Annotated in this window: 7 protein-coding genes and 1 pseudogene; 3 read left to right on the top strand and 5 right to left on the bottom strand. The window is 40.9% G+C overall.

Features of this window, described 5'->3' with window-relative positions; genetic code table 11:
* Nucleotides 1–29: 29 nt before the first annotated feature.
* From BCU84_RS08570 to BCU84_RS08560, 3 genes are all read right to left on the bottom strand, one after another.
* Complete coding sequence (locus tag BCU84_RS08570) at nt 30–662, bottom strand: hypothetical protein (protein ID WP_102527675.1); 633 nt, start codon at nt 660–662, stop codon at nt 30–32.
* Between the two features lie 71 nt (nt 663–733).
* Nucleotides 734–1,429, bottom strand: a complete 696-nt coding sequence (locus BCU84_RS08565; RefSeq protein ID WP_102527674.1) for a HupE/UreJ family protein — start codon at nt 1,427–1,429, stop codon at nt 734–736.
* Between the two features lie 161 nt (nt 1,430–1,590).
* Nucleotides 1,591–1,986 carry a hypothetical protein gene (locus tag BCU84_RS08560; protein ID WP_102527673.1) on the bottom strand — a complete coding sequence of 132 codons (396 nt, stop codon included), beginning with the start codon at nt 1,984–1,986 and terminating at the stop codon, nt 1,591–1,593.
* Between the two features lie 296 nt (nt 1,987–2,282).
* Between BCU84_RS08560 and BCU84_RS08555 the strand changes: the two genes are divergently transcribed.
* Both BCU84_RS08555 and BCU84_RS08550 read left to right on the top strand, forming a co-directional pair.
* Nucleotides 2,283–2,879 (top strand): TetR/AcrR family transcriptional regulator, encoded by a 597-nt coding sequence (locus BCU84_RS08555; RefSeq protein WP_102527672.1) that lies wholly within the window; start codon nt 2,283–2,285, stop codon nt 2,877–2,879.
* A gap of 56 nt (nt 2,880–2,935) precedes the next feature.
* Nucleotides 2,936–3,613: a haloacid dehalogenase type II gene (locus tag BCU84_RS08550; RefSeq protein ID WP_102527671.1), complete on the top strand. Its 678-nt coding sequence runs from the start codon at nt 2,936–2,938 to the stop codon at nt 3,611–3,613.
* Between the two features lie 22 nt (nt 3,614–3,635).
* Here the strand turns inward: BCU84_RS08550 and BCU84_RS20605 are convergent.
* A pseudogene (locus tag BCU84_RS20605) lies at nt 3,636–3,752 on the bottom strand (hypothetical protein); the annotation flags it as partial.
* A 111-nt stretch (nt 3,753–3,863) separates the two neighbouring features.
* Between BCU84_RS20605 and BCU84_RS08545 the strand changes: the two are divergent.
* Nucleotides 3,864–4,517, top strand: a complete 654-nt coding sequence (locus BCU84_RS08545) for a pseudouridine synthase (RefSeq protein WP_102527670.1) — start codon at nt 3,864–3,866, stop codon at nt 4,515–4,517.
* Between the two features lie 786 nt (nt 4,518–5,303).
* Here the strand turns inward: BCU84_RS08545 and BCU84_RS08540 are convergent.
* Entirely contained in the window at nt 5,304–6,410 is a 1,107-nt protein-coding gene (locus tag BCU84_RS08540) for an acyltransferase (protein WP_102527669.1), read from the bottom strand.
* Nucleotides 6,411–6,431 lie beyond the last annotated feature (21 nt).

Below are 6,431 nucleotides of genomic sequence, written 5' to 3'. Positions count from 1 at the left end.
TAACCACTAACCACTAACCATTAAGCCAATCAGCCTTTAATGTTATAGGCCCCAGTCGTGCTGAGTACCACGGTAATGGCAGCATCGCTGGTGTTTTTCCAATACCAACCATGGGCACCTGCAAAAGGGGTGGTTAATGAGCCAGTCACTTTATTTGCAGTACTAATGTTGTAGCTTTCATAATAGCCAGTGGTATCGCCTTGGGGCTCACCGTGAAAGTCAAAAAACAACGGGGCTTCATCAAGGGTGTGCCATTGATAGGTTAAATGAGTAAATTGATTGAGCAGTAATTTATATTCCAAGCCTTTGCCTGCAGGAATAACCACATTGACGCTATCCGATCTTACCGCTGACGTTTTTCGGGCTTGTTTAATGTCGGCAACTAAGGGCGCGGTGACAATGACTAATTCTGCACTCTCAATACCATCTACACTTTCTTCATTAATCACACTTCCTGCATTTTCAACAGTCCCTATTTCAGCTGCTTGAGCTATTTTGGTTAACCCTAAGGCTGTGCCAATACCGGTCGGATCGATGCTGTATTCAGCAGGTAATATGGCGACCGCGAGTACTAAAATACCGATAACGGTAGCGATGACGCTGGCTTTGATTAGTGTGGCTGTTGACTGCACTTGCACGTCATTATTGTCAGAATGTTGCATGGTCAATCCTTTTTAAATCAATTTATTAACGTTATGGGTAAAGCGTGTGGATAATTAAGCTAATAACGCCATTAACTGACGAAATACCCCGTTAGTTGAAAGCCCACGAGCATAAGGCCTGCGCTCATTAACCCAGTGTTAGTCGCGACTGAAAAACGCATAAAACTCGGACTTCGACGCCATGCACTCATTAGAATTAACACCAAGGCTAGGGCCATGAATTGACCTATTTCGACACCGACATTAAACGCAATAATGTTGGTGACTAAACCATCTTGCGGCAAATTAAATTCTTGTATTTTGGTGGCTAAACCAAAGCCGTGAAACAAGCCAAAAATTAGTACGGCCAGTTTGGTATTGGGCTGAATTCCCCATAAACGTTTAAAACCTCCCAAGTTATCAAAACCTTTATAAATAATAGAAAACCCAATAATGGCATCGATTAAATAGGCATTGATATTGATGTCGTTAAATACGCCCCACAATAAAGTAACACTATGACCTAAGGTGAAAAGGCTGACATATAACAGGACATCCTTGGCACGATATAAAAAGAAAATCACTCCTACTAGAAACAGTAAGTGATCGTAACCTGTCACCATATGTTTAGCGCCAATATAGATAAAGGGCAGTATTGATACCCCTTGATTTTGGGTTAAAAACTGTCGAGTAGTTTCATCTACTCCGTGGGCAAATAAGGAAAATGAAGCGAAAAGCCCCATGAATATCACAGCCATTTTTATGGCTGTGGCCAGTGGTTGGCTCATTGTTGTAACTCCAATAAGTCACGCACAAATGCGCGTTATAAATATCACTTTACGACTGAGCTCAATCATTGAAGCCCTGCTGAAATAACTCAGTTTGGCCTTGATGAATGCGCAGTCAGTTAAATCACTCTTATTATGAATATGATTATAAAGTCGCTGACTTATTGATGTGGTGGCGGGATTGGGGGAGCAAATTGGTAACTTTGATAATGTATTTCATCATCAGAAAGCGTATTGGTATGGGTAAATTCAGCGACAAATAGGGATTCAAATGGTGGATGAGCCGCTGAGAGTGACTGATTAGAATGTTCATGGTCAGCAGATTGAGCAAGGTTATTCGTCGCCAATATCTCAGCCTGTGACTCAGTGGCATTAAAGGGCATGTTAAGGGTATTCTCAGCCTCTTGGTAAGGATGAGTATGCTGTGATAAATCGGTATGATGATGAGCAAGCACAATGCCTGATGGGTGCTCCCCATGAGGGTATTGCACTGAGAATGCCGCACTGATGGTAAATAACTGACACAGCAATACCATTAACACTATCGATAGTGTCATTGGGGATAATGGCCTAGATTGAAATTTGGCCTGATGGTTATTGAAGTTCAGTTGTTTGAGCCTTGGCACCAAGTTGCGTCATTTATTAAAGTGATTAAGGTGATTAAGGTGATTAAGGTGATTAAATCAGATAAATCCCAAAACTGCCAGTGCAGCTGTTATAGGTCATAGTAAATCATGGTTAACGCTCACTAGACTTGAACAGTCGTTCATTATAAAATTGAGCAATCGTTCAAAACATTGACCTTAATACGTGATGAAAGTACGTTGTGAGAGTCCGTGATAAGGGGAGTTTTATGAGTAAACCAGCCAAGTTCAATCGTGACGAAACGATTCAAAAAGCGGCCAACCTATATTGGAAAAAAGGTTTTCACGCCACTTCAATGCGCAACCTGCAAGAAGTGATCGATCTACGCCCTGGTAGTATTTATGCCAGCTTTGGTAGTAAAGAAGGACTGTTTAAAGAGGCTTTACAATACTATGCTCAAATGGGTGTTGAGATGCTAGCGAAGTGTCGCGTCGATGCTGGCTCGCCAATAAAAGCATTAAAACTGTTTATTGAACGCTCTGTCATTTGTAATAAACCTGCAGCCCCGAGCGGTATGTGTATGTTGGTGAAAACAGTTGCAGAATTAACTGAAGATAATGCCGATTTATTAGCAGAAACCAAAAATGCATTAGCAATGGTTGAGTCAGAATTTGCCGCGTTATTATCTGAAGCACAAGCATTGGGCGAGCTAGATGCTAAACAAGATCCACAAGCATTAGCGCGTTTTATTCAGGTGCAAATTATAGGTATAAGAACCTATGCACATGCGAATCAAGACGATAAAACGATTCAAGATCTAATCGATGCTGTTTTTGATAGCTCACAGCTAAAAGCATGTCGTTAACCATTTTCTGTTAAATTAAACGCCTAGCCTATTGATGGCTTTTTTGGGGAGCTAGCATGGCTACAACACTCGCATTTGATGTTTATGGCACCTTAATTAATACCCATGGTGTATTAGCGCAGTTGCACACTATGATGGGTGACAAAGCTTATTTATTTTCCACTACCTGGCGTGAGAAACAATTAGAGTATTCTTTTCGTCGAGGGTTGATGAAAAACTATGTTCCTTTTAGTGAGTGTACCCGCCAAGCGCTAGATTATAGCTGCCTGTATTATCAAATCGAATTAACTCAAGCTCAAAAACATACCTTACTCGAAAGCTATAAAACCTTGCCAGCATTTGATGACGTTAAACCCAGCTTGCTTGCCCTTAAAGCCGAAGGGTATCGTTTATTTGCTTTCTCAAATGGCACTAATGAAGCGGTTGAAACCTTATTAACCTCGGCAGGTATTGCAGAATTTTTTGAAGGTGTAGTGAGCGCTGATGAAATTCAAACCTTTAAGCCTAACCCTGCTATTTATCAGCACTTTTTAAGCCGAGCAGACAGTGTTGCAGCTAACACATGGCTCATCTCCAGTAACCCATTTGATGTGACTGGCGCCATATCAGCTGGCATGTACGCCGCATGGGTTCAGCGTAGTCCTCAAGCTATATTTGACCCGTGGGAGATTAAGCCGACACGGGTCGTTAATAGTTTACAAGGCTTGTCTGAGAAATTAGCCTCTGATGAATAAAAAGCTAATTAACGCATGCAGTTTAGGAGTCAGTTAAGGTGAGTGAGTCTAAAATACCTTGGCCACTGTGAATACCACCTTCATTTTCGCTCGCAGGTTTACTGCGGATCAAGTACCCAGCATAACCATCAAACTCCGTCATTGAATCACAGAGTACAAGCCTGCTTGGGTAGTGCTCTGTGCATCCTAAGTCATCTCGCTTTATACTAGCTACTCACTCCCATCATATTGCAACAACGAGCACAGCTAAATGCCGACCATTAACCAAGCTGGGTTAACTGAAGTTACTGCTTCAGAACAAGCGCCAAATTCTGAAACAACCCAAACTCATCAGCATTTTAAAATCTTTAAACCCTTTGGTTTTTTAAGTCAGTTTGTGCCTGAAACTCGTAAGAAAAAGCACTTACTGGGGGAGCTGCATGCTTTTCCTGAAAAAACCATGGCAATTGGCCGATTAGACCATGACTCAGAAGGACTGTTGCTACTGACAACAGACGGCATGATGAGTCATAAGGTTCGCAGTAAAGGCATCGAGAAAGAATACTATGTGCAGGTTGACGGTGATATTACCCCTGAGGCGATTTTACTGTTACAAAGCGGCGTTGAAATTGGCATAAATGGCAGTAAATATCTCACCTTACCTTGCAAAGCCTTTAAGTTAAAAGCCGACCCAGAATTACCGAGTCGAGGGCGTAAAATCCGCGACCCAAGACATGGGCCAACCAGCTGGGTATCAATTACTTTGTGTGAAGGCAAGAATCGTCAAATACGTAAAATGACAGCTGCAGTGGGGTTTGCAACATTGCGATTAGTGAGAGTACGGATTGGGGATATCCATATTGATGATATGGATGCAGGGGAAGTGATTGAGCTAGATGGGTTTGATGAAGCACTGGGTAGTTAATAGTTAATCGTTAATAGTTAATTGGAAGGGATTGGTAGTTGGATGGGATAAATTGAATCGATAAAACCCTTTTAAATGAATAGTTTTAGTTTGAAAGTCGTGGCGCTTCGCCCACACCAGAGTCAAGGGGTAAAGCGCTAGTACCCCTTAACAAACCCTCAGCGCCCCGACGAAAAATGCTGAAAAGCGCATGATTTTCGATGGGGATTGATCCAGCTTTTGACTTTGTTTGATTACTGCTTCGGCCTTCTTCGAAAATGCTAACGCTTCCGATGGTGCATCCCTGCACCTCGAAAGCTAGCCTGACGTCCTGTCAGGCTCACGCTATTTTCTTCAACGTCCTCAATTCAAATGGAATTTTTGGGCAGGTAAAACTATTGATATTTGTGTTTTTATCTTTTTTCTTCTACATATAAAGTTAAATCGAAGAGACAGAAATCCCAGTGTAGATGCAGCAGCGAGCTTCTGACTGCCAAGGATGGCAGGAATGTCATTATTGTCGGGAACAAATTTGACCAAAACATCGATGTTTTGGCAGAGCTTTCAGGGACCTTTTGATTTCTATAAAACGTGTAGCGTCTAGCAGTTGTATCAGCACATAAGCCTGCGGCAGGCAATAGATTAGATTGAAGTTGTGGGTTTAGATAAATTAGCCAATATCAATAGGGTTACGTTACAACGACCAATAAAGCCGTCAGGCTTAAATCCTAGTCATCATAAAGAGTCTGCAGTGCATTTCTGTCGTTTCAATGGGAACGTATGAACCTTATGCAGGCAATTGCATTTTTATTTAAGTACTTTTAAACCAAACATGTAGCGTGTGATATTAAGTGGCCTAATTAGGAAGTAACAAATTGTGCTGCAGGTTATTAGCGATAGGAGTAAAACTGATATTGATTTTATAGCAATGCCAGCATCCCACTGAACGATATAGAAAGCAAAAACCACGATGATGGTTTGATGCAAAATGTAGAAGGGGTAAATCAATTCGTTAGTGGTGCGCAGCCATTTGGGTGTGCTACTACAAATGGCGCTTGCATAGCCAAATAATGCTAATAACCCCGACCATGACACTAGAGTGCAGACTAACCACCAAATCTGCCAGCGAACTGCTAGTGAAGCGTACTCACTGAGATCTGGTGAATAGTAATACCCATAGAAAACTACTGAACTCAGCATAAAAATGATTAAGTTTAGTTTTCGACTTTCGCGTAGTGACTGCCATATTTGGGGGCTGTTTATAAAGCACATACCTGCTAGAAAGAAAAAGAAATAGAACAAAGAAATAGATAGGTTTTCAATATTATGATCTTGTGAAGGCATCCAATGCTTGCAGCCTAATCGGATGATAATTAGAGTAATCACTAACGAAAACAACCCATATCTAGACTTAGTAATGTGTTCGATGACGCGAATAAAAGCATTTCCAGTTTGAGAATGTAGAATCTTATTCAGCGGAATTGCGAGCACCATAAACACAATTAGAAACTCAATAAACCACAAATGATTCGCGTTAAATGAAAGCGCTAATTGCTGGTAAGCGGTAGTTAAATTTTTATAATCATTAATATGTTCATAATAAATTTGTGGCGGCACAATGAGTATCATGCCAATAATTAAAGGGACAAATAAACGGTGGAATTTGCTTAGTAAAAACTTGCTAGCGGGCAGTTTTTTCAATAATAACAAACTGCCAGCACCGGCTATAAAGAATAGAGAAGGTAAGCGTAATTGCTCAAAATAAACCATGATATCGTCAAGTAATTTGCTCGACTCATTGTTCATCACATGCCAACCATCACCATTGAATGGCATAAAAACATGATGTAAAAAAACGCCAAAAATTAAAATGACTCTTAGCCAGTCTAATTCTGAAAACCTATCATTATCCATTGATAAACTTACCTTCCATTG

It is taken from the genome of Shewanella sp. 10N.286.51.B7, assembly GCF_002873615.1.
Taxonomy (GTDB): Bacteria; Pseudomonadota; Gammaproteobacteria; order Enterobacterales; family Shewanellaceae; genus Shewanella; species Shewanella electrodiphila.
Note: the sequence above shows the minus strand (reverse complement) of the source record. Positions and strands in the feature narration are given on the sequence as shown.

Bases quoted from the DNA above. Each gene is read 5' to 3' on its own strand.
- BCU84_RS08550 (WP_102527671.1), top strand. From the start codon at position 2,936: ATGGCTACAACACTCGCATTTGATGTTTATGGCACCTTAATTAATACC.
- BCU84_RS08540 (WP_102527669.1), bottom strand. From the start codon at position 6,410: ATGGATAATGATAGGTTTTCAGAATTAGACTGGCTAAGAGTCATTTTA.
- BCU84_RS08545 (WP_102527670.1), top strand. From the start codon at position 3,864: ATGCCGACCATTAACCAAGCTGGGTTAACTGAAGTTACTGCTTCAGAA.
- BCU84_RS08570 (WP_102527675.1), bottom strand. From the start codon at position 662: ATGCAACATTCTGACAATAATGACGTGCAAGTGCAGTCAACAGCCACA.
- BCU84_RS08555 (WP_102527672.1), top strand. From the start codon at position 2,283: ATGAGTAAACCAGCCAAGTTCAATCGTGACGAAACGATTCAAAAAGCG.
- BCU84_RS08560 (WP_102527673.1), bottom strand. From the start codon at position 1,986: ATGACACTATCGATAGTGTTAATGGTATTGCTGTGTCAGTTATTTACC.
- BCU84_RS08565 (WP_102527674.1), bottom strand. From the start codon at position 1,429: ATGAGCCAACCACTGGCCACAGCCATAAAAATGGCTGTGATATTCATG.